Below are 23,465 nucleotides of genomic sequence, written 5' to 3' on the forward strand. Positions count from 1 at the left end.
TCTTCCCCCCCACACTGTCGGGGTGCTACTCCGCCCCCCACTATTCAAAAAAACCACCCCCCAGGCGGTGTTAGGCCCCCCCGCCCGCCGCCCCCCCCCCCGGCCCCCCCCCCGGCACCCACCAGAAGCGAGAAGTCACACCCCCCATGTCGATCGACGTCAACAACGAGTCCGGCACGGACATCGACGAGCAGGCGATCCTCGACGTCGCCCGTTACGCCGTCGCCCGGATGCGCATCCACCCGCTCTCCGAGCTGTCCGTGATCGTCGTGGACGCCGAGGCGATGGAGCAGCTGCACCTCCAGTGGATGGACCTCCCCGGCCCGACCGACGTGATGTCCTTCCCGATGGACGAGCTGCGCCCCCCGGCCAAGGACGAGGACGAGCCCCCGCAGGGCCTCCTCGGCGACATCGTGCTCTGCCCCGAGGTCGCCAAGAAGCAGGGCGAGGACGCCCCGACCGGCCACTCCATGGACGAGGAGCTCCAGCTCCTGACCGTCCACGGCGTGCTGCATCTCCTCGGCTACGACCATGAGGAGCCCGATGAGAAGGCCGAGATGTTCGGCCTCCAGGCGGCCGTCATCGACGGCTGGCGCGCCGAGCGGGGACTGACGGGTCCCTCCCCGGCCCCCACCGTGACCTGACCGGGCGCCGCAATGACCATCCAACTCATCGCGGTCGCGGTGCTGCTCGTCGTGATCGCCTGGCTCGCCGCCTGCGCCGAGGCGGGCCTCGCCCGGACGACCAGTTTCCGCGCCGAGGAGGCGGTCCGCTCGGGCCGCCGCGGCAGCGACCGGCTCGCCGCCGTCGCCGCCGACCCGACCCGCTATCTCAACGTCGCACTGCTGGTCCGCGTCGGCTGCGAGATGGCCGCCGGTGTCCTCGTCACCTACGCCTGCCTGCGCTCCTTCGAGGAGACCTGGCAGGCGCTGACCGTCGCCATCGCCGTGATGGTCCTCGTCTCGTACGTCGCGGTCGGCGTCTCGCCGCGCACCATCGGCCGTCAGCACCCGCTCAACACCGCGACCGCCGCCGCCTACGTCCTGCTGCCGCTGGCCCGGATCATGGGCCCCGTCCCGCAGCTGCTGATCCTGCTGGGCAACGCCCTCACGCCGGGTAAGGGCTTCCGTAAGGGCCCGTTCGCCTCCGAGGCGGAGCTGCGAGCGCTGGTGGACCTCGCGGAGAAGGAGTCGCTGATCGAGGACGAGGAGCGCCGCATGGTGCACTCCGTCTTCCAGCTCGGCGACACCCTGGTGCGGGAGGTGATGGTGCCGCGCACGGACCTGGTCTCCGTCGAGCGGTACAAGACCATCCGCCAGGCGCTGACCCTCGCGCTCCGCTCCGGTTTCTCCCGCATCCCGGTGACCGGCGAGAACGAGGACGACATCGTCGGCATCGTCTACCTCAAGGACCTGTCCCGCAAGGTTCATGTCAGCCGCGACGCCGAGACCGAACTGGTCTCCTCCGCGATGCGCCCCGCCGTCTTCGTGCCCGACACGAAGAACGCCGGTGACCTGCTGCGGGAGATGCAGCGCGACCGCAACCACGTCGCGGTGGTCATCGACGAGTACGGCGGCACGGCCGGGATCGTCACCATCGAGGACATCCTGGAGGAGATCGTCGGCGAGATCACCGACGAGTACGACCGGGAGCTGCCGCCCGTCGAAGAGCTGGGCGGCGGCCGCTACCGCGTCACCGCCCGCCTCGACATCGGCGACCTCGGTGAGCTGTACGGCCTGGCCGAGCTGGACGACGAGGACGTCGAAACGGTCGGCGGCCTGCTGGCCAAGCTGCTGGGCCGGGTCCCGATCGCCGGTGCCACGGCCGTCGTCGACCTCTCCGCCGACGCCGCCGCCCCGGACCTCACGGGCCTGCGGCTCACCGCCGAGTCCCCGGCGGGGCGGCGGAACAAGATCGTCACGGTGCTGTGCGAGCCGGTACGGGGCGCGGCGGAGGCCGCTCGGGGCGCGGACCGGAGCAGCGCGGAGGGCTGACCCGGGGCGTGGCCCGGCCCGCCTGGCCGGTCGCCCGGACCTGCCGCCGGCTGCCGCCGGGCCTGTCGCCGGCTGCCGCCGGGCCTGCCGCCCGCCGGTGGGCGCTCCGCCCGCTGGTGGGCGCTCCGCCCGCTGGTGGGCGCTCCGCCCGGCCCGTCCCCGCGGCGTCCCTCGCCCCCTCCCGCCCCTTCCGCCGCCCATGCGAAGCTTGCCCGGAAGCGGAGCACGGCGAGGGGGGGATCCGACATCACCAGCGGGACGGGCGAGCAGCGGACGGACGGGGGACCGGCCCGCCCGGTGCCCGCCGTACGGACACCACCGGACGGCCGCGACGCGGCGGCTCCGGGGGAGTCGAGGGGGGACGCACCCGGGGACGCGGACGCGCCGGGGGAGACGCCCCGGGAGGCGGCCGGGGCCGGGTCCGGGAGGGCACCCGGGGAGGCGTGCCCCGACGGGCTGCTGGACCTGCGGGCGGCGGACACCGTGCCCGGAGTGCTCCGCTATCCGCCCGATGCCGTCGTCGTGGTCGCCGGGCTGCCGGGCAGCGGCAAGAGCACCCTGCTGCACCGCTGGTCAGGCCCGGTGGGCGAGCCCGGCAGGGCGTCGCACGGAGAGGCTGGGGCACCGGCGGCGCGGGTGATCGATCCGCGCGCCGTGCACCTCGCCTGCGAGGCGGTGATGCCGCACTGGCTGCCGTACCCGGTCTACCGGCCGTGGGCGCGCTGGCGGCTGCTGCGCGAGGTGTGCGCGGCGCTGCGGGGGGATGGCCCGGTGCTGGTCCACGACTGCGGAAGCAGGGCCTGGCTGCGTCGGTTGCTGGCGCGTGCCACCGCCCGCCACGGCCGGACCCTGCACCTGGTCCTGCTGGACGTCGGCGCCGCCACCGCGCTCTCCGGGCAGCGGGCCCGCGCCCGCTGGGTGCGCCGCCGCGTCTTCGCCCGCCACCGCCGTGGCCTGGACCGGCTGCTGCGCACCCTGGACCGTCCCGCCGCCGGTCCTTCGACGGCGCTGCCCGATGAGCTCGCCGACGTGACCTCGCTGGTGGCGCTGGACGCCCGTACCCGGGAGCGGGTGGCGGCCGTACGCTTCGACGCCGCGCCGGAGCGGCGGGGCGCGGGCGGCCCGGAATCCCTGTCGCCCTGCGGGGCAGCTGGGCCCGGCCCCCGCATATGCTCGCCCGTATGAGCGAAGCCGCAGCGCTGGACCCCGAAGACCGCAAGATCATCACGCTCGCGCGTTCGGCGCGGGCCCGGAACGGCGTGCCCGAGGGCGCCGCCGTCCGCGACGAGACCGGCCGCACCTACGTCGCCGGGACCGTGACCCTGGACTCGCTGAAGCTCAGCGCGCTGCAGACCGCCGTGGCGATGGCCGTCGCCAGCGGCGCGCAGTCCCTGGAGGCCGCCGCCGTGGTCACCGACGCGGAGCACGCCGCCGACGCGGACCGCGCGGCCGTCGCGGACCTGGGCGGCCCGGCCACCCCCGTTCTCGTGGCGGGCCCCGACGGCACCCTGCGGGTCTCCGCCCCGGCGGGCGACGCGAGCGCCTGAGCCTGCCGGGCGGCGTCCGGGCCGGAGCGCGGCGCCCGGTTCGCCGTCCCGCGGACCCTGTCCGGCGCGGCCGGGTCACGGCGCCCCGCCCGGGACGCCCGGCCTGCGGCCCGCCCGGCGTCGCCCCGGAGCGCTGCCGCCCGGGCCGCCCGCCTCCCGGTGGGGCGGCCCGGTGGTCGGTGGTGCCGCGGGGATCGGGGACAATAGGCGCCATGAGCGCTCGTACAGACTCCTCCGCCCCGCACCGCGCCGGCTTCGCCTGCTTCGTCGGCCGCCCCAATGCGGGCAAGTCCACCCTGACGAACGCTCTGGTCGGCACGAAGGTGGCCATCACCTCCAACCGTCCGCAGACCACCCGCCACACCGTCCGCGGCATCGTGCACCGCCCCGAGGCGCAGCTCGTGCTCGTCGACACCCCAGGGCTGCACAAGCCGCGCACCCTGCTCGGTGAGCGGCTCAACGACGTGGTCCGCACCACCTGGGCCGAGGTCGACGTGATCGGCTTCTGCATCCCGGCCGACCAGAAGCTCGGCCCCGGCGACCGCTACATCGCCTCCGAGCTGGCCGGTATCAAGAAGACCCCGAAGATCGCCGTCGTCACCAAGACGGACCTGGTGGACTCCAAGACGCTGGCCGCGCAGCTGCTCGCCGTCGACCGCCTCGGCCAGGAGCTGGGCATCGAGTGGGCCGAGATCGTGCCGGTCTCGGCGGTGGGTGACGCGCAGGTGGGCCTGCTCGCCGATCTCCTGGTGCCGCTGCTGCCGGAGAGCCCGCCGCTCTACCCCGAGGGCGACCTCACCGACGAGCCCGAGCAGGTCATGGTCGCCGAGCTGATCCGCGAGGCGGCGCTGGAGGGCGTACGGGACGAGCTGCCGCACTCCATCGCCGTGGTCGTCGAGGAGATGCTGCCGCGCGAGGACCGCCCTGCGGACAAGCCGCTGCTGGACGTGCACGCCAACGTGTACATCGAGCGCCCCAGCCAGAAGGGCATCATCATCGGCCCCAAGGGCAAGCGGCTGAAGGAGGTCGGGACCAAGTCGCGCAAGCACATCGAGGCGCTGCTCGGCACACCCGTCTTCCTCGATCTGCACGTCAAGGTCGCCAAGGACTGGCAGCGCGACCCCAAGCAGCTGCGCAAGCTGGGCTTCTAGCGCCCGTACGCCACGGCCCGTACGCCACGGCCCGTACGCCACGGCCCGTACGCCACGGCCCGTACGGGCCCGTCGGCGCGTGCGGGCCGGACCGCCCCCCCGGCCCGCCGCCGGAGCCCCTCCGTTCACGCCACCCCTCGAATCCGCCGTACCAGCACCGCCCCCAACAGCCCCGTCGCCGCCGCGGTGAGGTACAGCGTGCGGTAGCCGCCGAGGTGGGCGACGAGGGGGGCGGCCAGGACGGGGGCGATGACCTGGGGGAGTGCGTTGGCGACGTTGAGGACGCCGAGGTCCTTGCCGCGGTGGGCGGCGTCCGGCAGGACATCCGTCAGCAGGGCGAAGTCGACGGCGGTGAACACCCCGAAGCCGACGCCGAGCAGCGCCGCCGCGGCCAGCGCCACCGGCCAGGCCGGCCACAGGGCCAGGCCCACCGTCGCCACCGTCATCACCACCCCCGACCCCAGCACGAACGGCTGCCGCCGCCCCACCCGGTCCGACCACCGCCCCGCGACCACCACCGTGGCCAGCAGCGTCGCGCCGTTGACCGCCGTCAGGGTCAGTACCCCGCCCACCGGATCGGGCCGGTGCAGCGCATCGCGCAGGAAGTACAGCAGATAGAGCAGGGCCAGCGCGTTGCCCAGATTGATCAGGAAGCGGGTCAGCCAGGCCCAGCCGAGATCGGGGTGGCGCCGCGGCGAGAAGACGAACCCGGCGAGGAACGCCCGCGCGCTCAGCGGCGGCCGTGCCGCCGCGGGCAGCGCCGGGTCCCGGTGGCACAGCACGTGCGGCAGCGCCGCCGACACCGTGCAGACCGCGCACGCCGCATAGCCGGTGGCGAGCGACGGCGCCGAGGTCGCCAGGCCCGTCCCGGCCAGCACCCCCAGGATCTGCGCGGCGCCCAGCCACCCGCCGACCGTGCCCCGCTGCGCCCGCGGTACCTGGTCCGGCACCGCCGCCGTCACCGCGGCGAACGCGGCGTTCAGCGTCAGCTGCACCAGGCACCACCCGGCCGCCATCGACCAGATGGTCCGCGCCCCGGACAGCCACACCAGTGCCGCACTGCCGCTCACCACCCCGGCGACGATCCACGGCGTACGCCGCCCGAACCGCGACACCGTACGGTCCGACACCGCGCCGAACAGCGGATTGGCGAGCAGCGAGACCACCGCCCCGGCGCCCGTCACCCACGCCAGCACCGTCTCCTTGGCCACCCCGGGCGGCGCCACCGCGGCCGCCTGGACGGCGAGGAGGATCTGCAACGGCCCGTACCAGCCCACCCAGATCGCGCCGTTGGCCAGCGACAGCGTCGCCGTCCACCCGCGCCCGACCGGCGCGACCGGCTCCGCGAGCGCTCCGCCGCCCGTCGGGACGGTCATCCCCGCTGCGCCCGCCAGGCGTCGCGCAGCCAGCGGAAGGACGCCTTCGGGGTGCGGACCTGCGTCGGGTAGTCGATGTGCACCAGGCCGAACCGCTGCGTGTACCCCTCGGCCCACTCGAAGTTGTCGGTCAGCGACCACACGAAGTAGCCGCGGACGTCGACGCCCGCCGCCATCGCCGCGTGCAGCGCCCGCAGATGCCCGTCGAGGAAGGCGATCCGCTCCCGGTCGTCGATGCCGTCGTACGCGCAGCCGTTCTCGGTGATGATCACCGGGGGCAGCCGGTCGCCGTAGCGGTCGCGGAAGGACAGCAGCAGCTCGGTGAGGGCCGCGGGCACCACCGGCCAGCCGAAGCCGGTCCTCGGATACCCGCCGATCTCCCGGGGCGCGAAGGGGAGTTCGGGCGGCAGGGCGATACCGCCGAAGTCGGTCGGGGCGCCGCCCGGCAGCGGGGCGCCCACCCGCGTCGGCTGGTAGTAGTTCACGCCGTACCAGTCCAGCGGCTGCGCGATGACCTTCAGGTCCTCGGCGACCGGCCCGGGCAGCAGCGCCGCCAGGTCGTCGTCCGGGTAGCGGCCCAGCAGCAGCGGGTCCGCGAACAGCCGGTTGAGCAGCAGATCGTAGAGGTCGGCGGCGCCGGTGTCCGCCGCCGAGCCGGAGGCGGGCCAGGTCGGGCCGTGGGAGTTGGCGATGCCGATGTCCGTCGCGCCGCGGGCGCGCAGCGCCTGTACGGCAAGGCCGTGGCCCAGGAGCTGGTGGTGCGCGGCGGGCAGCGCGTCGAAGAGCAGCTGACGGCCGGGCGCGTGCTGGCCGATGCCGTAGCCGAGGAGGGTCAGTTCGGCCGGTTCGTTGAGGGTGATCCAGCGGTCGACGCGGTCGCCGAGCCGGGCGGCGACGGCGTCCGCGTACGCGGCGAAGTGCCCGGCGGTCTCCCTGCGCAGCCAGCCGCCGCGCTCCTCCAGCGCCTGCGGGGTGTCCCAGTGGAAGAGCGTCGGTACCGGCGTGACGCCCGCCGCCAGCAGTGCGTCGACGAGCCGGTCGTAGAAGTCCAGGCCCCGGGCGTTGACGGCACCGTCGCCGTCGGGCACCACGCGCGGCCAGGCCACCGAGAAGCGGAACGCCCCGGCGCCCAGCTCCCGCAGCAGCGCGACGTCCTCGCGGTAGCGGTGGTAGTGGTCGGTCGCCACCCGGGAGTCGGAGCCGTCCTTGATCCGGCCGGGCCGCTCGCTGAACGCATCCCAGGACGACCGGCCGCGCCCGTCCTCGTCGACGGCGCCCTCGGTCTGCTGGGCCGAGGCGGAGACGCCCCAGAGGAAATCGGCGGGGAAAGGGGGGAGCGGGGTGGAGACGTCCGGCACCGTTGTCATGGCCGGAGCATGGATACCGTCGGTAACGCTGTCAAGGGGTGTGCTCCCGGCTGTCCGAAACGGGCCGGGAACGCGGGCGGAGGGCGGCGCGGCCCACCGGCCGCCACCGCCCTCCGCCGGCCACCTCCCGTGCGCCGTAGGTCAGGCGCCCTCCTTCAGCACCCGGGTGATCAGCGTGCGCTGCTCATCGGTCAGGCGCGGGTCGGAGCAGTAGACGGTCTTGCCGTCCACGGTGATCTGGTAGCGGAAGCCGTCCGGGACCCCGATCGGGGGCTCGGTGTGCCCTTGGGCGAGGGACCGTTCGGCGAGGGTGTGCCAGGCGTCGGCGTCGGCGTCGGACCGCGCCGAGGTGTCGACCTCGGCGCGGCGCTCGATGCCCGCGAAGCCACCGGTGCGTCGGATGTGAATGCGCATGGGTGGCTCCTACCCGCCCGGGACGCCGCAGACGTCCCGGGGCTGCGCTATTTGGCGGTGACCACGCCGACCGTCGACCACGCCTTGACGACGGCCTCGTGCTCGGCGCCCGAGCCTCCGAAGCGGGTCTTCGCCGCCTTGACGGTCAGCTTGGCGAAGTCGGCGAACTGCGCGCTCTTCGCCAGCTTGCCGCCGGTCAGCACGTCGTACCAGACCTGCCCGGCCTTCTCCCAGGCGTTGCCGCCCACCGCCGTGGCGAAGAGGTAGAAGGCGTGGTTGGGGATGCCGGAGTTGAGGTGCACCCCGCCGTTGTCGGCCTGGGTGTCGATGTAGCCCGCCATCGTCGCCGGCTGCGGGTCCTTGCCGAGGGCGGGGTCGTCGTACGCGGTGCCCGGCGCCTTCATGGAGCGCAGCGCGGCGCCCTTGACGCCGGGGGCGAGGAGGTCGGCGCCGATCAGCCAGTCGGCCTGGTCGGCGCTGTGCCGGAGGGCGTACTGCTTGATCAGCGAGCCGAAGACGTCCGAGACGGACTCGTTGAGCGCACCGGACTGGCCGGAGTAGTCGAGGCCCGCGGTGTACTGCGTGACGCCGTGGGTGAGTTCGTGGCCGATGACGTCGACCGGGATGGTGAAGTCGCGGAAGAGCTTGCCGTCGCCGTCGCCGAAGACCATCCGCTCGCCGTCCCAGAAGGCGTTGTCGTACTGCTCGCCGTAGTGGACGGTCGCGTTGAGCGGGAGACCGGCGTTGTCGATGGAGTGGCGGCCGTAGACCTTGAGGTACAGCTCGAAGGTGGCGCCGAGCCCGGCGTGCGCGCGGTTGACCGAGGCGTCCTTGGAGGCGCCGTCGGTCTCGGAGTGCACCTTGGTGCCGGGCAGGTCCTGGCTGTGCCGGGCGTCGTAGATGGTGCGGTGGGGCTTGTCGGAGCCGGCGGTGGGGGCCGCGGCGGTGCGCAGGATGCACTCGTGGCGCCGGGTGCGGAGGAGCGCGTCGTGTTCGAGGGTGCGGCGGGCCGGCTCGTGGTGTTCAGGAGCGTCGGATTGTGCCAGCTTGTCGAGGAGGTGGGGCGGCACGATCGTGCAGAAAACGGGAGTTGCCGGGGAGTCCGGCTTCGAGGTGACGTCCATCCCGCAAATGTCGCATTGCGTGACGTCCGTGTCACTGCCCGCTCCTGAATTTCCCGAAAAGGTGTGGTGCGAAAACGTGTGCCTGATCGCATTCCGGCCATGCTGTCCAGGCGGTCCCGCATACTGATACGGGGCCGCAGGACTCGATTGGCTCGGTTAGGGTGCGAGGCATCATGCGTTTCGGGCTGCTTCTCCTTAGCTGCCGCGGCGAGGGCCTGTAGTCGTAGGCCGACCCCCTCCCCGCGGAGTTCGGTGCTGCGAGTGATCGCCCCGTCGGCCTTCCCCGGCTCCCGGAAACGCCCAGGACCGGGGCTTCTGCGGATCACGCACGAGGAGTCCCACGCATCATGTCGAACCCGTCGACCCCCGCCGAGAACGCCGTCGGCCGTCCCACCCCGGTCACCAACGCCACGCAGCCGCAGCGGCCTTCCGGTATGCCGGTCCACAAGTACGGCCGGTACGAAGCGGTGGACATCCCCGACCGCACCTGGCCGGAAAAGCGCATCACCAAGGCCCCGCGCTGGCTCTCGACCGACCTGCGCGACGGCAACCAGGCGCTGATCGACCCGATGTCCCCGGCCCGTAAGCGGGAGATGTTCGATCTGCTGGTGCGGATGGGCTACAAGGAGATCGAGGTCGGCTTCCCGTCGTCCGGCGAGACCGACTTCCACTTCGTCCGCTCCATCATCGAAGAGGGCGCGATCCCCGAGGACGTGACGATCTCCGTCCTGACGCAGGCGCGCGAGGACCTGATCGAGCGGACCGTCGAGTCGCTGCGCGGCGCCCACCGCGCCACCGTCCACCTCTACAACGCCACCGCCCCCACCTTCCGCCGGGTCGTCTTCCGCGGCTCCAAGGAGGACATCAAGCAGATCGCGGTGGACGGCACCCGGCTGGTCATGGAGTACGCCGAGAAGATCCTGGGCGACGAGACGATCTTCGGCTACCAGTACAGCCCGGAGATCTTCACCGACACCGAGCTGGACTTCGCGCTGGAGGTCTGCGAGGCGGTCTGTGACGTCTGGCAGCCCGAGGAGGGCCGCGAGATCATCCTGAACCTGCCCGCCACGGTCGAGCGCTCCACCCCCTCGACCCACGCGGACCGCTTCGAGTGGATGTCGCGGAATCTGACCCGCCGTGAGTTCGTCTGCCTGTCGACCCACCCGCACAACGACCGCGGCACCGCCGTCGCCGCCGCCGAGCTGGCCGTGATGGCCGGTGCCGACCGCGTCGAGGGCTGCCTGTTCGGCCAGGGCGAGCGGACCGGCAACGTCGACCTGGTCACCCTGGGCATGAACCTCTTCTCGCAGGGCGTCGACCCGCAGATCGACTTCTCGCAGATCGACGAGATCCGCCGTACCAGCGAGTACTGCAACCAGATGGAGGTCCACCCGCGCCACCCCTACGCGGGCGACCTGGTCTACACCGCCTTCTCCGGCTCCCACCAGGACGCCATCAAGAAGGGCTTCGACGCCATGGAGGCCGATGCGGCCGCCCGGGGCGAGGGCGTGACCGTCGATGACATGGAGTGGGCGGTGCCGTATCTGCCCATCGACCCGAAGGACGTCGGCCGCTCCTACGAGGCGGTCATCCGCGTCAACTCGCAGTCCGGCAAGGGCGGGATCGCGTACGTCCTGAAGAACGAACACAAGCTGGACCTGCCGCGCCGGATGCAGATCGAGTTCTCCCGCACCATCCAGGAGAAGACCGACGCCGAGGGCGGCGAGGTCACCCCGGCGGCGATCTGGTCCGTCTTCCAGGACGAGTACCTGCCCACGCCCGAGAACGCCTGGGGCCGGATCGCGCTGCGTTCCGCGCAGACCTCGACGACCAGCGAGGGCACCGACGCGCTGACCGTCGAGGCGGTCGTCGACGGCGCCGACACCGTCCTGACCGGTACCGGCAACGGCCCGCTGGCCGCGTTCATCGACTCGCTGCACGCGATCGACGCGGACGTACGGGTCCTGGACTACGTCGAGCACACCATGAGCGAGGGCGCCGCGGCCCAGGCTGCCGCGTACGTCGAGTGCGCCATCGGCGACAAGGTCCTGTGGGGCGTCGGCGTCGACGCGAACATCGTCCGCGCCTCCATCAAGGCCGTCGCCTCGGCGGTCAACCGCGCGGCCCGCTGACCCTCCGGGGCCCCGCCCCGCGCCTTTCCGGTGCCCCGTCCGCCCGTACCCCGTGTACGCGGCGGGCGGGGCACCGTGCGTCGACCCGCCGCCCGCCGCCTCCCCCCGACGGGCCGCACCCTTCGTCATTCGGCCGTTGTCCGTCCGGGGTGCTGACGCCGGATCACGGATGTGGCTAACATCACGTCGGTGCGGCGAAGGGGCCGGGACGCAGACGTTCGGTGCCCTCATGGCTACGGGGGAGATACGGAGGTCTGGCGCGATGGTCAAGCTGGGTGTGGTGGGCGTACGCACGTCCTGGCGGACCGTCGCCGACGGCGAGTTCTTCTGCCCTGACTGCGGCGGCGACCGCAACTACCGCCGCCGCACCGGTCACCGACGCCTCACCGTCCTCGGCCTCCCGCTGCTCTCCCGCGGCCAGGCCGGACCGGTCGTCGAATGTTCCGCCTGCCGCGGCCGTTTCGCCCCGGACGCCCTGGACCACCCGACCACCGTGCGGCTCTCCGCGATGCTGCGGGACGCGGTGCACACCGTCACCCTGGCGCTGCTGGCGGCCGGCGGCACCGCCTCGCGCGCGGTGCGGGAGGCCGCCGTCGCCACCGTCCGCGACGCCGGGTTCCCCGACTGCTGTGAGGATCAGCTGCTCACCCTCCTCGCCGCACTCGCCGCCGACACCGGCGCGCTGACCCCCGCCTTCGAGTCGCTGACCGGCGACTCCGGCGCGGCCCGCGGCCTCGACCCGTGCGGGACGGCCCTCGCCATCGAGCTGCACGCCTCCCTCGGGCCGCTCGCCCCGCACCTCGCCCCGGCGGGCCGCGAGGCGCTGCTGCTCCAGGCGGCCCGGATCGCCCTCGCCGACGGCGCGTACACCCCCGCCGAGCGGGAGGTCCTGGCCACCGTCGGCACCGCGCTGACGCTGGCGAGCGCCGACACCGAGCGCCTGCTGACGGCGGCCCGTACCCCGTCCTGACCGGCCCGGACGCCGGAACGGCCGTCGGCCCCGCGGCCCTTCGGGGGCGGCGGGGCCGACGGCCGTCACGTACGGCTCAGCCGCGCGTCAGGCGCACCGGCAGCGTACGGAAACCGTCGACGATGAAGCCGCCCGAGGGTTCCAGCTTCTCGGCCGGGACGGCGAACTCCAGGTCCGGGAAGCGGGCGAAGAGCGCCGGGAGGGCGATCCGGGCCTCCATACGGGCCAGCGGGGAGCCGAGGCAGCGGTGGACGCCGTGGCCGAAAGTGAGGTGCTCCGGGTCGGCCCGCCGGATGTCGAAGGACTCCGCGGTGGGGCCGTGCCGCTCCGGGTCACGGCCGGTGGCCGCGATCGACGCCAGGATCGTGTCGCCCTTGCGGATGACCGGGCCGCCCGGGATCTCGATGTCCTCGACGGCGAAGCGGAGCGGCAGGTTGGCGACGCTCGGCGACCGGCGCAGGGTCTCCTCGACGACGTCGTTCCAGCTCGCCTTCCCGTCGCGGACCAGCCGGAGCTGGTCGGGGTGGGTGAGCAGGCTGTGCACCGCGTTGCCGATGAGGTTGACGGTGGTCTCGTGACCGGCGACGAGGACGAGCAGGAGGGTGTCGATCAGCTCCGCCTCGCTCATCTTGTGGCCCTCGTCGTCGCGGGCGGAGACCAGCAGGCTGGTCAGGTCCTCCGCGGGCTCCTTCCGCTTCAAGGCGACCAGACCGCCGAGCAGCTCATGGATCGCCGCCAGCGTGGTCCGGGCCTCCTCCGTGTCGACGGTGGTCATGATGATCTCGGAGAGCCGGCCCAGCTCCGCGCGGGTGTCGCCGTCCGGTACGCCGAACAGTTCGCAGATGACCTGCATCGGCAGCGGATGCGCGAACCCCTCGCGCAGATCGGTCGTGACGCCGGGTGCCATCGCCGCGAGGTCGTCGAGCAGCGCCGTGGTGATGCGCTCCACGGACGGCAGCATCGCCTCGGTGCGGCGGGCGGTGAAGGCGGGCGCGATGAGCTTGCGCAGCCGCCGGTGGTCGGCGCCGTACGCGGTGAACATGCTGTTCACGCCGACCCAGGTCTGCAGCCAGGTCTCGTGGTACTCGCCCCGCTGCCACGCGGGCCAGTGCTCGCGGGCGTTCTTGGAGACGCGGGGGTCGGTCAGCAGTTCCTTGAGCAGGGCGTGGCTGGTGATCGACCATGTGAGCGGGCCGTCGGGCAGCTGGACCAGGGTGGCGCGGCCTAGTGCGCGGAGGTGTGCCGCCTCGGCGTGGACGTCGGCTCCGCTCGGGTCGAGGGCGACGGGCTGCTGTCCCATGGTGTGGCTCCTGCCTGGTCGGGAGTGATCGGGGTGAAGCGGGCCGGGAGGGCCGCGAGGGCCCTTTGGAACCCGCCGGGCCGCCACGTCAACGCCTCCGCCGGAACGGCGAGTTCGATGTCGGAGAGCCAGGCGGTGAGGCGTTCGATCGCGGTGGTGGCGATCACCAGGGCGTGCCGCTGGACGGGGCAGACGTGCGGCCCCGCCGCCCACGCCAGATGGGCGCCGCTGCCCGAACCGTCGCCGAGCGCGACCGTGCCGAACTGCGTGTTGGCCGCCGCGTACGAGACCAGCACCAGCTGTCCCGCGCGCACCCAGGTGCCGTGGAAGAACACGTCGCGCCGCGGGAAGTGGGCGGAGTAGTTGGCCATCGGCGGGTCGTTCCACAGCACCTCGTTGATGGCGTCCTGCGCGGTGAGCGCGCCGCCGGACAGCGTGCTGTAGTAGCGGTCGTCGGAGAGCATCCGCGACAGCGCGTTGCCGACGAGGTTGGCCAGCGGTTCGTTGCCGGCGGCCATCGTCACGACGATCTGCGCGATGACCTCGTCGTCGCTCAGACCGTTGCGGTGGTCGAGGAACCACGAGGTGAGGTCGGCGCCCCGCTCGGCCTTCTTCCGGCCGACCAGCTCCATGATGTACGCCACGAACGCCTCGTTGGCGGTGGCCGCCTCCTCGGGCGTCGCCCCGTCCATCAGCCCGCCCATGGCGGCGATCAGCTGGTCGCCGTACTCCTCGGGCATCCCGAAGAGGTTGTTGAACATCAGCAGCGGCAGCTGCTGGGCGTACTCCGGCATGAGGTCCACGTCGCCGCGGGCGCCGAAGTTCCGGATGAGGCTGTCGGCGGCGTGCCGGACGCGGGCGCGCAGTTCGTGCGGTTCGACGAGCCGGAAGCTGTCGGTGATCACCTGGCGGAGGCGCCGGTGGGTGTCGCCGTCGGCGAACACCGTGTTGGGCCGCCAGCCCAGCATCGGCAGCACCGCGGAGTCCGGCGGCACGGTCTGCTGCCAGCCGCGGGAGTCCTTCGACCAGGTGGTCTCGTCGTTGAGGAGGTCGAGGGCGGCGCGGTAGTCGGTGACCAGCATCGCGGTCACGCCGGCGCCGATCTCGACGGGCGCCAGGGCGCCGTACTGCCGCAGATGGGCGTAGGAGCGGTGCGGGTCGGCCGCGAACTCCGGGTCGTACAGCCGGACCAGCCCGCTCTGCTCACCGGCGGGGTCCGGCCCGGGGACGCCGAGCGCGGGGCCCGGCGCGTGGCCGTCCGGTCCGGCGGGGGCCGCGCCGCCGTGCGCGTGCGCGGGGCAGCCGGGCGGCGGGGCGGCGCCCGGTTCGTACGGGGAAGTCACGGGTTCTGGTTCTCCTGGGGCAGATGGGCCAGCACATGACCGACGAGGGCGATCAGCGCGTCGACGGACTGGTCGCGGTCGCGGGCGTCGCAGACCACCAGCGGCGTCTCGGGGTGCAGGTCGAGCGCGTCGCGGAGCTTGTCGGTGTCGTAATGCGGCGCGTCCGGGAAGGTGTTGACCGCGACGGCGTACCGCAGCCCGGCCTCCTCGATGATGTCCATCACCTCGAAGGAGTCGTCCAGGCGGCGGGTGTCGGCGAGGACGAGGGCGCCCAGCGCGCCGCGGGCGATGTCCTGCCACAGCGGACGGAACCGCTTCTGGCCGGGCGTGCCGAAGAGGTACAGCACGAGGTCGCCCGGGAGCGTGAGCCGCCCGAAGTCGATGGCGACGGTGGTGGTGGTCTTCTCCCGCACCCCGGCGAGGTCGTCGACGAACGCGCCGGACTGTGTCATCACCTCTTCGGTGTGCAGCGGCTGCGTCTCCGACAGCGCGCGGATCAGCGTCGTCTTGCCCACGCCGAACGGCCCGGCGACCAGCAGCTTGACGAGCGTCTGGTCGGTGCCGGACAGGTACATGGTGTCGTCGCCGCAGGCGGCGGGCCCGCCGCTAGGACTTGAGAGAGCGGAGTCCATCGAGAACCCTCTCCAGGATCTGCCGGTCGAATTGCTCGGCTTCGGGTATGGGGACACGGGCGTGCAGCCGCCCGGCGTCGACGAGGTCGGCCACCAGGACCTTCACCACGCTGACGGGCAGCCGCAGATGGGCGGCGACCTCGGCCAGCGACAGCGCGCCGGGCCGCAGCAGCTCCAGGATCCGGCGTTCCTCCGGCCGCAGTTCGCTGGTGGGCGGCATGTCCACGCCGTGCAGCAGTGTCAGCCGGTCCAGCGTGTTGCGGCTGGGCCGGGCCCGCCCTGCGGTGGCCAGATAGGCCGGCACCAGGCGCCTGCCGTTCTGCCGTGGGGTCATGCGGGGCTGCCGAGGTCCCGGGCCGGACTGTTCATGACCTTGGTGCCCAGCGTCGCCACCTGCACCTGCATGTGGTGGGCGACGATGCCCATGTTGACCTCCGGCCCGGCGAAGACCGCGAGGCAGGTGTTCTCCCCGGCGGGGATGGCGAACACCCAGCCCTGCTCGGACTCGACGACGGTCTGCCGGAGGGTGGCGTCCCGCTCGGCGAAGGCGGCGGTCACCGCCCGGCCGGCGCCCTGTAGCGCGGACATCATCGCGGCGACGCCCTCGGCCGCCTCGCGGGTCAGGCCCGGCGACGAACCCTCGATGAATCCGTCACCCGAGATGACGGCGGCGTGGATCACATGCGGCAGCTCCAGGAGAGGCTCCAGCACCCAGGACTTGTCCTCGGTGACACGGCGGCGGGCGGGGGTGTTCATACGGGGGGATTCCCTTCGGGGGAGCGAGGGCTCTCCGGACGGGCGACGGCTGCCCGGCCGGACTCGGTGCCTTGCTGGAGCGCGGCCCAGCGGGATGCGGTCTCTTCCGGCGTGCGGTCGGCGACCGGTTCGCTGCGCGGCAGGTTCTGCTCGGGTTCGGCGACCGCCCTGCGGCGGCGCCGACGCGGCAGCTCACCCCCGGTGTCGGGGGCGGCCCCGGGGGCGGGGTGACCGGTTGGTGCGGACGACTCGGTGGCCGGTGCGGGGGCGTGCTGGGCGGGTGGCTGCGGGGCGGCCACCGGCGCGGGGCTGGCGCCGCTGCCCGTCGCGGGGACGGCGCCGTCCGCCGAGGCGGCCGGGCGGTGCGGCATCGGGGCCATGACGGACATCGGCTGCCGGTTCTCGTCGAGGACGGTCAGAAGGGGGTCGCCCGGGATGTAGATCACGGCGCGCACACCGCCGTACGGCGACGACTCGACGTGTACCCCGAAGCCGTACTGGCGCACCAGCTGTCCGGCGGCGGCGAAACCGGCCCGCGGCGGGTCGCCGAGCTGGGTGAGCAGCACCTCCTGGTCGCCGGACATCAGCGCCATGGCGTGCTCGATCTCGTCGGCGTGCATGCCGACGCCGTAGTCGTCGATGATCACCGAAGCCCCGCGGTTGCCCTGCTGGAGCGTGACGGTGACCGGCAGTTCACGGTGCGAGTGGTGCAGCGCGTTGGCGAGCAGTTCGGTGACGGTGATCGCCACCGGTTCGACGGCGCGGGCGACGACCGCCACCGGATCCCGCAGCTGGTTGCTGACCTGCACCCGCTCGTAGCCGCGCAGCCGCGAGGTGGCGCCGACGACCAGTTCGGCGAGGTAGGAGTCCTCCCGGGTCAGGCCCGGCCAGGCGCCGCAGACGACGCCGGTGGCCTGAATGCGCCGCAGCGCCTGCTCGTTGAGGAAGTCCGCGTGGAGCAGGTCCTGGGCGACCGACGGGTCGTCGTAGCGGTGTTGCATCTCCTGCAGCGCGGTCTGGAGGCGGTAGAGCAGCGCCTGGATGGTGGTGGTCGCGCCGCGCAGCGTCGCCTGGGCGGCGGCGTCGACCCGCAGCCGCTCCTTGGTGACCGCCTCGGAGATCTGGTCCAGTACGGCGGCGAGCGCGTGGTCGGTCTCGGAGTCCGCGAAGCGTCCGTCGAGGAGACCGCGGACGGGTACGTGCGGATGGGCCAGCGCCGTCGTCAGATCCGGGATGCGCGCACCGGCCAGATGCCGGATCTCCGCCTCGGTGGCCCGCAGCCGGGCGGTCAGTTCGGTGGTGCCGCGTACCGTCGCCGCGTTCTGTTCCTCGGCGGCGGCCAGGCGCCCGGCGAGGACCTTGTGTCGTCGCTGGGCGCGGAACAGGCACGCGGCCAGCACCACGGCGGCGGCCGTTCCTGCACTGAGGCACCACAACAGCGCCTCCGGTATGGATGTCATCGAGATCCTCGTGGGGGAACGGGACCAGTCGTCACGGTGCCGGCCGCACGGCGTCAACGGCGCAAGGGAGCCACAAACAGCTGTACGGGGACCGGCCCTGACGTGAGGTCACCGGCGCGTTGGCTCCGGTAACGGGCCGTTCCCGGGGTGGTCGGAGAGGTGTGGAAGGTGTGCGTCCGTCCCGTTGGCCGAGGGGGGAGCGGGCGGGGGTGCTCCCGGGCGACGGTGGCACGCGGAGGGTCGCCGCGCCGCCTCCGGCGGTTGCCGCAGGTGCCGCCGCCGCGGGTACGGGTGCGCCGCGGCGGGGTGTTTGAGCGGGCGGCGGTGCATTGCTTGCCTTCCTCCGGCGCCGATGCGGCCAGGTCAGGGACGCCCGCGGCGAACGCCGCGGCGACGAGAAAAGCGTAGGGGGCCGTCGCGCCCTTCACCAGGGATGGACGGACGTCGTTCGCCTCACAACGCCGGGCCCGGAGAGGGCGGTTGACGAGGCGGCCCCCGGTGATCTAAACGGGTGCGCGGCGCGTTCTCCGGGGCCGTCTGCCGTCTGCCGTCTGCCGTCTGCCGTCGGTGTCCGGCCCCGGCGCGCAGGGCATTTCCGCGCGCTGGTCCGCACCCTCGCGCGCCCTCGGGCCTCTTGCGCCGGATCACCTGGATGGCGTCACATCGGCGGGATCCCGGCCCGGTGTCTGTCGTGAAATCCCCGAAGGCTGACGGATTTTCGCTCACCCTCTGAGCTTTCTCGAAAGAACGGCCGGATGGCCAGGGTTTACGGAATAAGGGGTGCCGTACCGAAAGGGGACTTACGGGCCCGTGTGTGACCTCCGCCCACACCGTCCGGCAAGCCGCCGGAAAAGGAATGCGTGCGCGAACGGGCCGCCTTGCGGGGCCGCGCACCCTTTCGTCGGACCGGTGGTCCGGAGTCCTCCGAATGGGGACCGGACCGCCCGAAGTTCACCGCCATGTGAAGCATTGGCCATAACCCTGGTCTGGTTACCCGGTCAGGGCTTTGCGGTGCGCCCCTCGTTGCGCAGTCCGGGCCGAGGGGTCACTCTTTACCCCCCAACGGCGAAAGCCCCGACAGAAGGTGTGGGTCTCCGATGGACCGGATCGAAGAAGTTGAATCCGTCACCAAAGAATTGCGAAATACCCTCGCGCGTGCGGGGATCGTCCTGCCGTCCCTTGGTCCCGACCCCGTTTCCTGTGCCAATTACGCGATGCTCCCGCTGGTGGAATTGGGCCGCTGCACGATGGATGTTGCCCGGCGGCTGACGGACGCGCTGGGGGAACGATGAACGCCGTGGGCCGGCCACCGGTCGGCGCCTTCGCCCTCGATATCCGTACGGCGCGGGTCGGCAAGGTCGTGGCGGTCGACGGTGAAATCCTCCGGCTGCGGCCGGTCGGCGGCGGCCGGGACTGGGAATGTGCCCGTACGACGGCGCGGCCGGCCACCGTCACCGAGCGTCTCCGGGCGACAACCGCGTACGTGAACGCCCGCAGCAGAGGCGAATTGGCCTGATGTCCTTCCCGGCGGGGTCCGGGCCGAAAAGGCTCCACCCCGCCGCCCGGCGGCCCCTTTTGTCCGCCGATGTGTAATTCCCCGGCCGTAGCACTTTCCACAATTCCCCGGTTTTCCGCGATTCCCGAGCTTTCCGTGATTCCCGCCGTTCCCGGCATTTCCGCCGTCCCGTCCGCACGCACGCGTCCGCACCGCCCGCGCCGACGGTGCGGACATTCCCCGCCCCCGACCGCCCGCCCGTCGCCCCCGGCGGATGCGGGACAATGGCGCCATGAGTCTGTTCCGCGACGACGGCATCGTGCTGCGCACCCAGAAGCTCGGGGAGGCGGACCGGATCATCACGCTGCTCACCCGCGGCCACGGCCGGGTGCGGGCCGTGGCCCGCGGAGTGCGGCGGACGAAGTCGAAATTCGGGGCCCGGCTGGAGCCGTTCTCCCACGTCGACGTGCAGTTCTTCGCCCGCGGCAGTGAGCTGGTCGGGCGCGGGCTGCCGCTGTGCACCCAGAGCGAATCGCTCGCCGCGTACGGCAGTGGCATCGTCACCGACTACGCCCGCTACACCGCGGGCACCGCGATGCTGGAGACGGCGGAGCGCTTCACCGACCACGAGGGCGAACCGGCGGTCCAGCAGTACCTGCTCCTCGTCGGCGGCCTGCGGACGCTGGCCCGCGGCGAGCACGCACCGCATCTGGTGCTCGACGCCTTCCTGCTGCGCTCGCTGGCGGTGAACGGCTACGCCCCCAGCTTCGGCGACTGTGCGAAATGCGGGCTGCCCGGCCCGAACCGGTTCTTCTCGGTCGCTTCGGGCGGGGTGGTGTGCGGCGACTGCCGGGTGCCGGGAAGCGTCGTACCCTCCTCGGAGGCCATCGGGCTCCTCAGCGCGCTGTTGACCGGCGACTGGGAGACCGCGGACGCGAGCGAGCCCCGGCATGCCCGGGAGGGCAGCGGACTCGTCGCGGCGTATCTGCACTGGCATCTGGAGCGTGGGCTGCGTTCGCTCCGGTACGTGGAGAAATAGCCCGGCGGTATGGTCCGGGCGGCGGCGCGAAGCCGCCCGGCGAACTCAATCGACCTCGGTATTCAAGACAAATGGGAGACGTGGGCCGCATGGCACGACGCGGAATTCTGGGCCGTAATCGACGCGCATACGAGACGCCCGAGCCGCACCCCTCCGGTGCGCGTCCCCCGCAGATCCCCCGGGAGCTCGTTCCCGAGCACGTGGCCATCGTCATGGACGGAAACGGCCGGTGGGCCAAGGACCGCGGACTGCCGCGCACCGAAGGGCACAAGGTCGGCGAGGGCGTCGTCCTGGACGTCCTCAAGGGCTGCATCGAAATGGGCGTGAAGAACCTCTCGCTCTACGCATTCTCCACCGAGAACTGGAAGCGTTCGCCGGACGAGGTCCGCTTCCTGATGAACTTCAACCGCGATGTCATCCGGCGGCGGCGTGACGAAATGGACGCGCTGGGTATTCGTATCCGCTGGGTCGGGCGCATGCCGAAGCTGTGGAAGTCCGTTGTCCAGGAACTCCAGGTCGCGCAGGAGCAGACCAAGGACAACGACGCGATGACGCTGTATTTCTGCGTGAATTACGGCGGCCGGGCGGAGATCGCGGATGCCGCCGCGGCTATCGCCGCGGATGTGAAGGCGGGCAAACTCGACCCGTCCAAGGTCAGCGAGAAGACCGTCGCCAAGTACATGTATTACCCGGACATGCCGGACGTTGATCTCTTCGTTCGCCCGTCGGGCGAACAGCGCACCTCGAACTATCTGATCTGGCAGAGCGCCTACGCCGAGATGGTGTTTCAGGACATTCTCTGGCCTGATTTCGACCGCCGGAACCTCTGGGATGCCTGCCTGGAGTACGCCCAGCGCGACCGCCGGTTCGGCGCGGCGCCGATCACGGAGGGCGAGCCGGCGACCTGACGGCCACCGGACATTGGGGGGGGGGGGGGGGGGGGGCGCGGGGGGGGGGGGGCGGGGCGGGGGGGGGGGGGGGGCGGGTGGGGGGGGGGGGGGGGCGCGGCCCGGGGGGGGGGCCCCGGCCCCGCCCGCCCCCGCCCCGCCGCCCCCGGCGGCCCGGGGGGGGGGGCCCCCCCCATCTGCCCCGTGCCCGCGCGCCGCTACTTCTGCTCGGTCTCCGCGCAGTCGCCGCAGGTGCCGAAGATCTCGATGGTGTGGGCGACATCGCGGAAACCGTGCTCGGCGGCGATCTGGTCGGCCCACTTCTCCACCGCCGGGCCCTCCACCTCGACGGCCTTGCCGCAGGAGCGGCAGACCAGGTGATGGTGGTGGTCGTCGGTGCTGCACCGGCGGTAGACGGCCTCGCCGTCGCTGGTCCGCAGGACGTCGACCTCACCGGCGTCCGCGAGCGACTGGAGCGTGCGGTAGACGGTGGTCAGGCCCACCGAGTCGCCCCGGTGCTTGAGCATGTCGTGCAGTTCCTGGGCGCTGCGGAACTCGTCGACCTCGTCGAGAGCGGCCGACACCGCGGTCCGCTGTCGCGTCGACCGGCCGCGTACCGGAGATCCCGCGCTCGTCGCCACCGTTGCCTCCTAGGTCGTGGTCGTCCCCCTGGACGGGCGTGGGGCCATTGTGCCAGGTGATGACCGGATCGCCGGGGCAACACCGGCGTCCCCCGCGGCGCCGCCCGGCGCGGGCTGCCCGCCGCGCGCCGGTCAGACCCGTACGTCGTCCGCCGGAGCGCGGCCCCGTACTTCCAGGGTGCACCCGTCGGCGCCCCCCGCGGCGGTCCGCGCCCGTTTCCTGGCGAGTGGCGCGGCGAGCAGCGTGAAGAGGACGAAGACGGCGATGGCGAAGAGCACGATCGTGGCGCCGGACGGGACGTCGACGTAGTACGAGGTCGCGGTGCCGGTCACGGTGACGCCGACGCCGATCACCACGGCCAGCGCGAAGGTGACCGCGAAGCTGCGGCTGATCTGCTGGGCGGCGGCAACCGGGATCACCATCAGCGCGGAGACCAGCAGCAGGCCGACGACGCGCATCGCGACGGTGACGGTGACCGCGGCGGTGACCGCGATCAGCAGGTTCAGCAGCCGTACCGGCAGGCCGGTGACGCGGGCGAACTCCTCGTCCTGGCAGACCGCGAAGAGCTGGCGGCGCAGCCCCACGGTGATCGCCAGGACCAGCGCGGCCAGCACACAGATCGCCGTCATGTCCTGCGCGGAGACGGTGGTGATCGAGCCGAAGAGGTAGGTGCTGAGGTTGGCGTTGGAACCGGCGTCGGAGAGGTTCATCAGCATCACGCCGCCCGCCATGCCGCCGTAGAACAGCATGGCCAGTGCCAGATCGCCGCGGGTCTTCCCGTACCAGCGGATCAGCTCCATGGCGACGGAACCGGCGATGGCGACGAAGGTGGCGATCCACACCGGACCGGCCCACGCCGAGCCGCTGTTGATCAGGAAGCCGAGGCCGACGCCGGTGAGGGCGACATGGCCGATGCCGTCGCCCATCAGGGACTGACGGCGCTGGACGAGGTAGATGCCGATGGCGGGTGCGGTGATGCCGACGATCAGGGCGGCGATCAGGGCCCGCTGCATGAAGGCGTAGGTGAGGATTTCCATGTCAGCTCAGCAGTCCCGTCCCCAGCGTCGCGGGGGCCGTGTCGTCGGCGTGCGGGTGGACGTGGTCGTGGCCGGGCAGGGCGTGCTGGCCCACGGCCTCGGGCGGCGGCCCGTCGTGCACGACGCAGCCGTCGCGGAGCACCACCGCCCGGTCGATCAGCGGCTCCAGCGGGCCCAGCTCGTGCAGGACGAGCAGGACGGTGGTGCCGCGGGTGACCTGTTCGCGCAGCGCGCTCGCCAGCACCTCCTGGCTGGCGAGGTCCACCCCGGCCATCGGCTCGTCCATGATCAGCAGTTCCGGTTCGACGGCCAGCGCGCGGGCGATCAGCACCCGCTGGTGCTGGCCGCCGGAGAGCGCGGTGGCGGAGTCCTTGGCGCGGTCGGCCATCCCGACCAGCTCCAGCGCGTGGTGGACCGCCTCGCGGTCGGCGCGGCGCGGCAGCCCGAAGCGGCTGCGGGCCAGGCGCCCCGAGGCGACGATCTCCCGGACCGTGGCGGGCACCCCGCCCGCCGCCGTGGTGCGCTGCGGTACGTAGCCGACGCGGTGCCACTCCTTGAAGCGGCGCAGCGGGGTGCCGAAGAGGGCGAGGTCGCCGCCGGTCAGCGGCACCTGGCCGATGACCGAGCGGACGGCCGTGGACTTGCCGGAGCCGTTGGCGCCGAGCAGGGCGACGACCTCGCCGGCGCGGACGGTCAGGTCGACGCCGCGCAGGACGGGGCGGGCGCCGAGCGACGCGGTGGCGCCGCGCAGCGCGATGACCGGGCCGTCGGGCTGCGGGGGTGACGTTTCTTCCATGCT

General features: G+C 72.7%; 24 protein-coding genes. 11 read left to right on the forward strand and 13 right to left on the reverse strand.

All coding sequences use genetic code 11. The features are described 5' to 3' along the window. Positions 1-146 precede the first annotated feature (146 nt). The 5 genes from ybeY (at position 147) to era (ending at position 4,692) form a co-directional block, all read left to right on the forward strand. Entirely contained in the window at positions 147-644 is a 498-nt protein-coding gene (gene ybeY, locus ACFWWQ_RS24275; RefSeq protein ID WP_384599812.1) for an rRNA maturation RNase YbeY, read from the forward strand. A gap of 12 nt (positions 645-656) precedes the next feature. Next, entirely contained in the window at positions 657-1,994 is a 1,338-nt protein-coding gene (locus tag ACFWWQ_RS24280; protein WP_384599815.1) for a hemolysin family protein, read from the forward strand. Positions 1,995-2,291: 297 nt separating this feature from the next. Then, positions 2,292-3,179 (forward strand): ATP/GTP-binding protein, encoded by an 888-nt coding sequence (locus ACFWWQ_RS24285; protein ID WP_384599818.1) that lies wholly within the window; start codon positions 2,292-2,294, stop codon positions 3,177-3,179. Then, on the forward strand, positions 3,176-3,541 hold the full coding sequence (locus tag ACFWWQ_RS24290; protein ID WP_384599821.1) for a cytidine deaminase: 366 nt from the start codon (positions 3,176-3,178) through the stop codon (positions 3,539-3,541). Before ACFWWQ_RS24285 ends, ACFWWQ_RS24290 begins: the two co-directional genes overlap by 4 nt. 212 nt (positions 3,542-3,753) lie before the next feature. Further along, entirely contained in the window at positions 3,754-4,692 is a 939-nt protein-coding gene (era, locus tag ACFWWQ_RS24295; protein WP_143944704.1) for a GTPase Era, read from the forward strand. Positions 4,693-4,817: 125 nt separating this feature from the next. On the opposite strand, the gene ACFWWQ_RS24300 is transcribed toward era, so the two are convergent. From ACFWWQ_RS24300 to ACFWWQ_RS24315, 4 genes are all read right to left on the reverse strand, one after another. After that, entirely contained in the window at positions 4,818-6,068 is a 1,251-nt protein-coding gene (locus ACFWWQ_RS24300) for an MFS transporter (protein ID WP_384599824.1), read from the reverse strand. Continuing rightward, positions 6,065-7,435: a GH1 family beta-glucosidase gene (locus ACFWWQ_RS24305; protein ID WP_384599827.1), complete on the reverse strand. Its 1,371-nt coding sequence runs from the start codon at positions 7,433-7,435 to the stop codon at positions 6,065-6,067. Before ACFWWQ_RS24305 ends, ACFWWQ_RS24300 begins: the two co-directional genes overlap by 4 nt. Positions 7,436-7,576: 141 nt before the next feature. Then, the gene (locus ACFWWQ_RS24310) at positions 7,577-7,849 is read right to left on the reverse strand and encodes a protealysin inhibitor emfourin (RefSeq protein WP_384599830.1); all 273 of its coding nucleotides are present in this window, start codon (positions 7,847-7,849) and stop codon (positions 7,577-7,579) included. Between the two features lie 47 nt (positions 7,850-7,896). Continuing rightward, positions 7,897-8,973, reverse strand: a complete 1,077-nt coding sequence (locus tag ACFWWQ_RS24315; RefSeq protein ID WP_384599833.1) for a M4 family metallopeptidase — start codon at positions 8,971-8,973, stop codon at positions 7,897-7,899. A 347-nt stretch (positions 8,974-9,320) separates the two neighbouring features. On the opposite strand from ACFWWQ_RS24315, the gene leuA reads away from it, so the two are divergent. Beyond that, positions 9,321-11,105, forward strand: coding sequence for a 2-isopropylmalate synthase (gene leuA / locus ACFWWQ_RS24320; RefSeq protein WP_384599836.1), 1,785 nt, complete (start codon positions 9,321-9,323; stop codon positions 11,103-11,105). Positions 11,106-11,367: 262 nt separating this feature from the next. Continuing rightward, positions 11,368-12,075 carry a TerB family tellurite resistance protein gene (locus tag ACFWWQ_RS24325; RefSeq protein WP_384599839.1) on the forward strand — a complete coding sequence of 236 codons (708 nt, stop codon included), beginning with the start codon at positions 11,368-11,370 and terminating at the stop codon, positions 12,073-12,075. A gap of 76 nt (positions 12,076-12,151) precedes the next feature. Here the strand turns inward: ACFWWQ_RS24325 and ACFWWQ_RS24330 are convergent, their stop codons facing one another. Genes ACFWWQ_RS24330 through ACFWWQ_RS24355 form a run of 6 tightly spaced genes read right to left on the reverse strand, consistent with a single transcriptional unit; the run spans position 12,152 to position 17,566 of the window. Continuing rightward, positions 12,152-13,375 carry a cytochrome P450 gene (locus ACFWWQ_RS24330; protein ID WP_384599842.1) on the reverse strand — a complete coding sequence of 408 codons (1,224 nt, stop codon included), beginning with the start codon at positions 13,373-13,375 and terminating at the stop codon, positions 12,152-12,154. Further along, positions 13,300-14,718 carry a cytochrome P450 gene (locus ACFWWQ_RS24335; protein WP_384599845.1) on the reverse strand — a complete coding sequence of 473 codons (1,419 nt, stop codon included), beginning with the start codon at positions 14,716-14,718 and terminating at the stop codon, positions 13,300-13,302. The genes ACFWWQ_RS24330 and ACFWWQ_RS24335 overlap by 76 nt, the downstream gene beginning before the upstream one ends. Next, positions 14,715-15,293 (reverse strand): ATP/GTP-binding protein, encoded by a 579-nt coding sequence (locus tag ACFWWQ_RS24340; RefSeq protein WP_384599889.1) that lies wholly within the window; start codon positions 15,291-15,293, stop codon positions 14,715-14,717. The genes ACFWWQ_RS24335 and ACFWWQ_RS24340 overlap by 4 nt, the downstream gene beginning before the upstream one ends. Before the next feature lie 31 nt (positions 15,294-15,324). After that, positions 15,325-15,684, reverse strand: a complete 360-nt coding sequence (locus ACFWWQ_RS24345) for a DUF742 domain-containing protein (RefSeq protein WP_143940333.1) — start codon at positions 15,682-15,684, stop codon at positions 15,325-15,327. Beyond that, positions 15,681-16,106, reverse strand: a complete 426-nt coding sequence (locus ACFWWQ_RS24350; protein ID WP_384599848.1) for a roadblock/LC7 domain-containing protein — start codon at positions 16,104-16,106, stop codon at positions 15,681-15,683. Before ACFWWQ_RS24350 ends, ACFWWQ_RS24345 begins: the two co-directional genes overlap by 4 nt. Further along, positions 16,103-17,566, reverse strand: a complete 1,464-nt coding sequence (locus tag ACFWWQ_RS24355; protein WP_384599851.1) for an ATP-binding protein — start codon at positions 17,564-17,566, stop codon at positions 16,103-16,105. The genes ACFWWQ_RS24350 and ACFWWQ_RS24355 overlap by 4 nt, the downstream gene beginning before the upstream one ends. 1,097 nt (positions 17,567-18,663) lie before the next feature. Here ACFWWQ_RS24355 and ACFWWQ_RS24360 point away from each other — a divergent pair. The 4 genes from ACFWWQ_RS24360 (at position 18,664) to ACFWWQ_RS24375 (ending at position 21,008) form a co-directional block, all read left to right on the forward strand. After that, the gene (locus tag ACFWWQ_RS24360; RefSeq protein ID WP_078654204.1) at positions 18,664-18,858 is read left to right on the forward strand and encodes a hypothetical protein; all 195 of its coding nucleotides are present in this window, start codon (positions 18,664-18,666) and stop codon (positions 18,856-18,858) included. Positions 18,859-18,863: 5 nt separating this feature from the next. Continuing rightward, positions 18,864-19,082, forward strand: a complete 219-nt coding sequence (locus ACFWWQ_RS24365; protein ID WP_384599854.1) for a hypothetical protein — start codon at positions 18,864-18,866, stop codon at positions 19,080-19,082. Between the two features lie 271 nt (positions 19,083-19,353). Beyond that, a complete protein-coding gene (gene recO / locus ACFWWQ_RS24370) occupies positions 19,354-20,100 on the forward strand; it encodes a DNA repair protein RecO (protein WP_384599857.1) in 747 nt (248 codons plus the stop codon). 89 nt (positions 20,101-20,189) lie between these two features. Further along, the gene (locus ACFWWQ_RS24375) at positions 20,190-21,008 is read left to right on the forward strand and encodes an isoprenyl transferase (protein WP_384599860.1); all 819 of its coding nucleotides are present in this window, start codon (positions 20,190-20,192) and stop codon (positions 21,006-21,008) included. Between the two features lie 197 nt (positions 21,009-21,205). Here the strand turns inward: ACFWWQ_RS24375 and ACFWWQ_RS24380 are convergent, their stop codons facing one another. The 3 genes from ACFWWQ_RS24380 to ACFWWQ_RS24390 all read right to left on the reverse strand — a co-directional run bounded on the left by ACFWWQ_RS24380 (position 21,206) and on the right by ACFWWQ_RS24390 (position 23,462). Beyond that, complete coding sequence (locus tag ACFWWQ_RS24380) at positions 21,206-21,628, reverse strand: Fur family transcriptional regulator (RefSeq protein WP_143940328.1); 423 nt, start codon at positions 21,626-21,628, stop codon at positions 21,206-21,208. A 132-nt stretch (positions 21,629-21,760) separates the two neighbouring features. Further along, on the reverse strand, positions 21,761-22,666 hold the full coding sequence (locus tag ACFWWQ_RS24385) for a metal ABC transporter permease (RefSeq protein ID WP_384599863.1): 906 nt from the start codon (positions 22,664-22,666) through the stop codon (positions 21,761-21,763). Position 22,667: 1 nt separating this feature from the next. Further along, entirely contained in the window at positions 22,668-23,462 is a 795-nt protein-coding gene (locus ACFWWQ_RS24390; protein ID WP_384599866.1) for a metal ABC transporter ATP-binding protein, read from the reverse strand. Positions 23,463-23,465: the final 3 nt, after the last annotated feature.

The sequence above is a fragment of the Streptomyces sp. NPDC059080 genome (assembly GCF_042739975.1).
In the GTDB taxonomy this organism is placed as follows: domain Bacteria; phylum Actinomycetota; class Actinomycetes; order Streptomycetales; family Streptomycetaceae; genus Streptomyces; species Streptomyces benahoarensis.

Bases quoted from the DNA above. Each gene is read 5' to 3' on its own strand.
- ybeY (WP_384599812.1), top strand. From the start codon at position 147: ATGTCGATCGACGTCAACAACGAGTCCGGCACGGACATCGACGAGCAG.
- ACFWWQ_RS24280 (WP_384599815.1), top strand. From the start codon at position 657: ATGACCATCCAACTCATCGCGGTCGCGGTGCTGCTCGTCGTGATCGCC.
- ACFWWQ_RS24290 (WP_384599821.1), top strand. From the start codon at position 3,176: ATGAGCGAAGCCGCAGCGCTGGACCCCGAAGACCGCAAGATCATCACG.
- era (WP_143944704.1), top strand. From the start codon at position 3,754: ATGAGCGCTCGTACAGACTCCTCCGCCCCGCACCGCGCCGGCTTCGCC.
- ACFWWQ_RS24300 (WP_384599824.1), bottom strand. From the start codon at position 6,068: ATGACCGTCCCGACGGGCGGCGGAGCGCTCGCGGAGCCGGTCGCGCCG.
- ACFWWQ_RS24305 (WP_384599827.1), bottom strand. From the start codon at position 7,435: ATGACAACGGTGCCGGACGTCTCCACCCCGCTCCCCCCTTTCCCCGCC.
- ACFWWQ_RS24310 (WP_384599830.1), bottom strand. From the start codon at position 7,849: ATGCGCATTCACATCCGACGCACCGGTGGCTTCGCGGGCATCGAGCGC.
- ACFWWQ_RS24315 (WP_384599833.1), bottom strand. From the start codon at position 8,973: ATGGACGTCACCTCGAAGCCGGACTCCCCGGCAACTCCCGTTTTCTGC.
- leuA (WP_384599836.1), top strand. From the start codon at position 9,321: ATGTCGAACCCGTCGACCCCCGCCGAGAACGCCGTCGGCCGTCCCACC.
- ACFWWQ_RS24325 (WP_384599839.1), top strand. From the start codon at position 11,368: ATGGTCAAGCTGGGTGTGGTGGGCGTACGCACGTCCTGGCGGACCGTC.
- ACFWWQ_RS24330 (WP_384599842.1), bottom strand. From the start codon at position 13,375: ATGGGACAGCAGCCCGTCGCCCTCGACCCGAGCGGAGCCGACGTCCAC.
- ACFWWQ_RS24340 (WP_384599889.1), bottom strand. From the start codon at position 15,293: ATGTACCTGTCCGGCACCGACCAGACGCTCGTCAAGCTGCTGGTCGCC.
- ACFWWQ_RS24345 (WP_143940333.1), bottom strand. From the start codon at position 15,684: ATGACCCCACGGCAGAACGGCAGGCGCCTGGTGCCGGCCTATCTGGCC.
- ACFWWQ_RS24350 (WP_384599848.1), bottom strand. From the start codon at position 16,106: ATGAACACCCCCGCCCGCCGCCGTGTCACCGAGGACAAGTCCTGGGTG.
- ACFWWQ_RS24355 (WP_384599851.1), bottom strand. From the start codon at position 17,566: ATGACATCCATACCGGAGGCGCTGTTGTGGTGCCTCAGTGCAGGAACG.
- ACFWWQ_RS24360 (WP_078654204.1), top strand. From the start codon at position 18,664: ATGGACCGGATCGAAGAAGTTGAATCCGTCACCAAAGAATTGCGAAAT.
- recO (WP_384599857.1), top strand. From the start codon at position 19,354: ATGAGTCTGTTCCGCGACGACGGCATCGTGCTGCGCACCCAGAAGCTC.
- ACFWWQ_RS24375 (WP_384599860.1), top strand. From the start codon at position 20,190: ATGGCACGACGCGGAATTCTGGGCCGTAATCGACGCGCATACGAGACG.
- ACFWWQ_RS24385 (WP_384599863.1), bottom strand. From the start codon at position 22,666: ATGGAAATCCTCACCTACGCCTTCATGCAGCGGGCCCTGATCGCCGCC.
- ACFWWQ_RS24390 (WP_384599866.1), bottom strand. From the start codon at position 23,462: ATGGAAGAAACGTCACCCCCGCAGCCCGACGGCCCGGTCATCGCGCTG.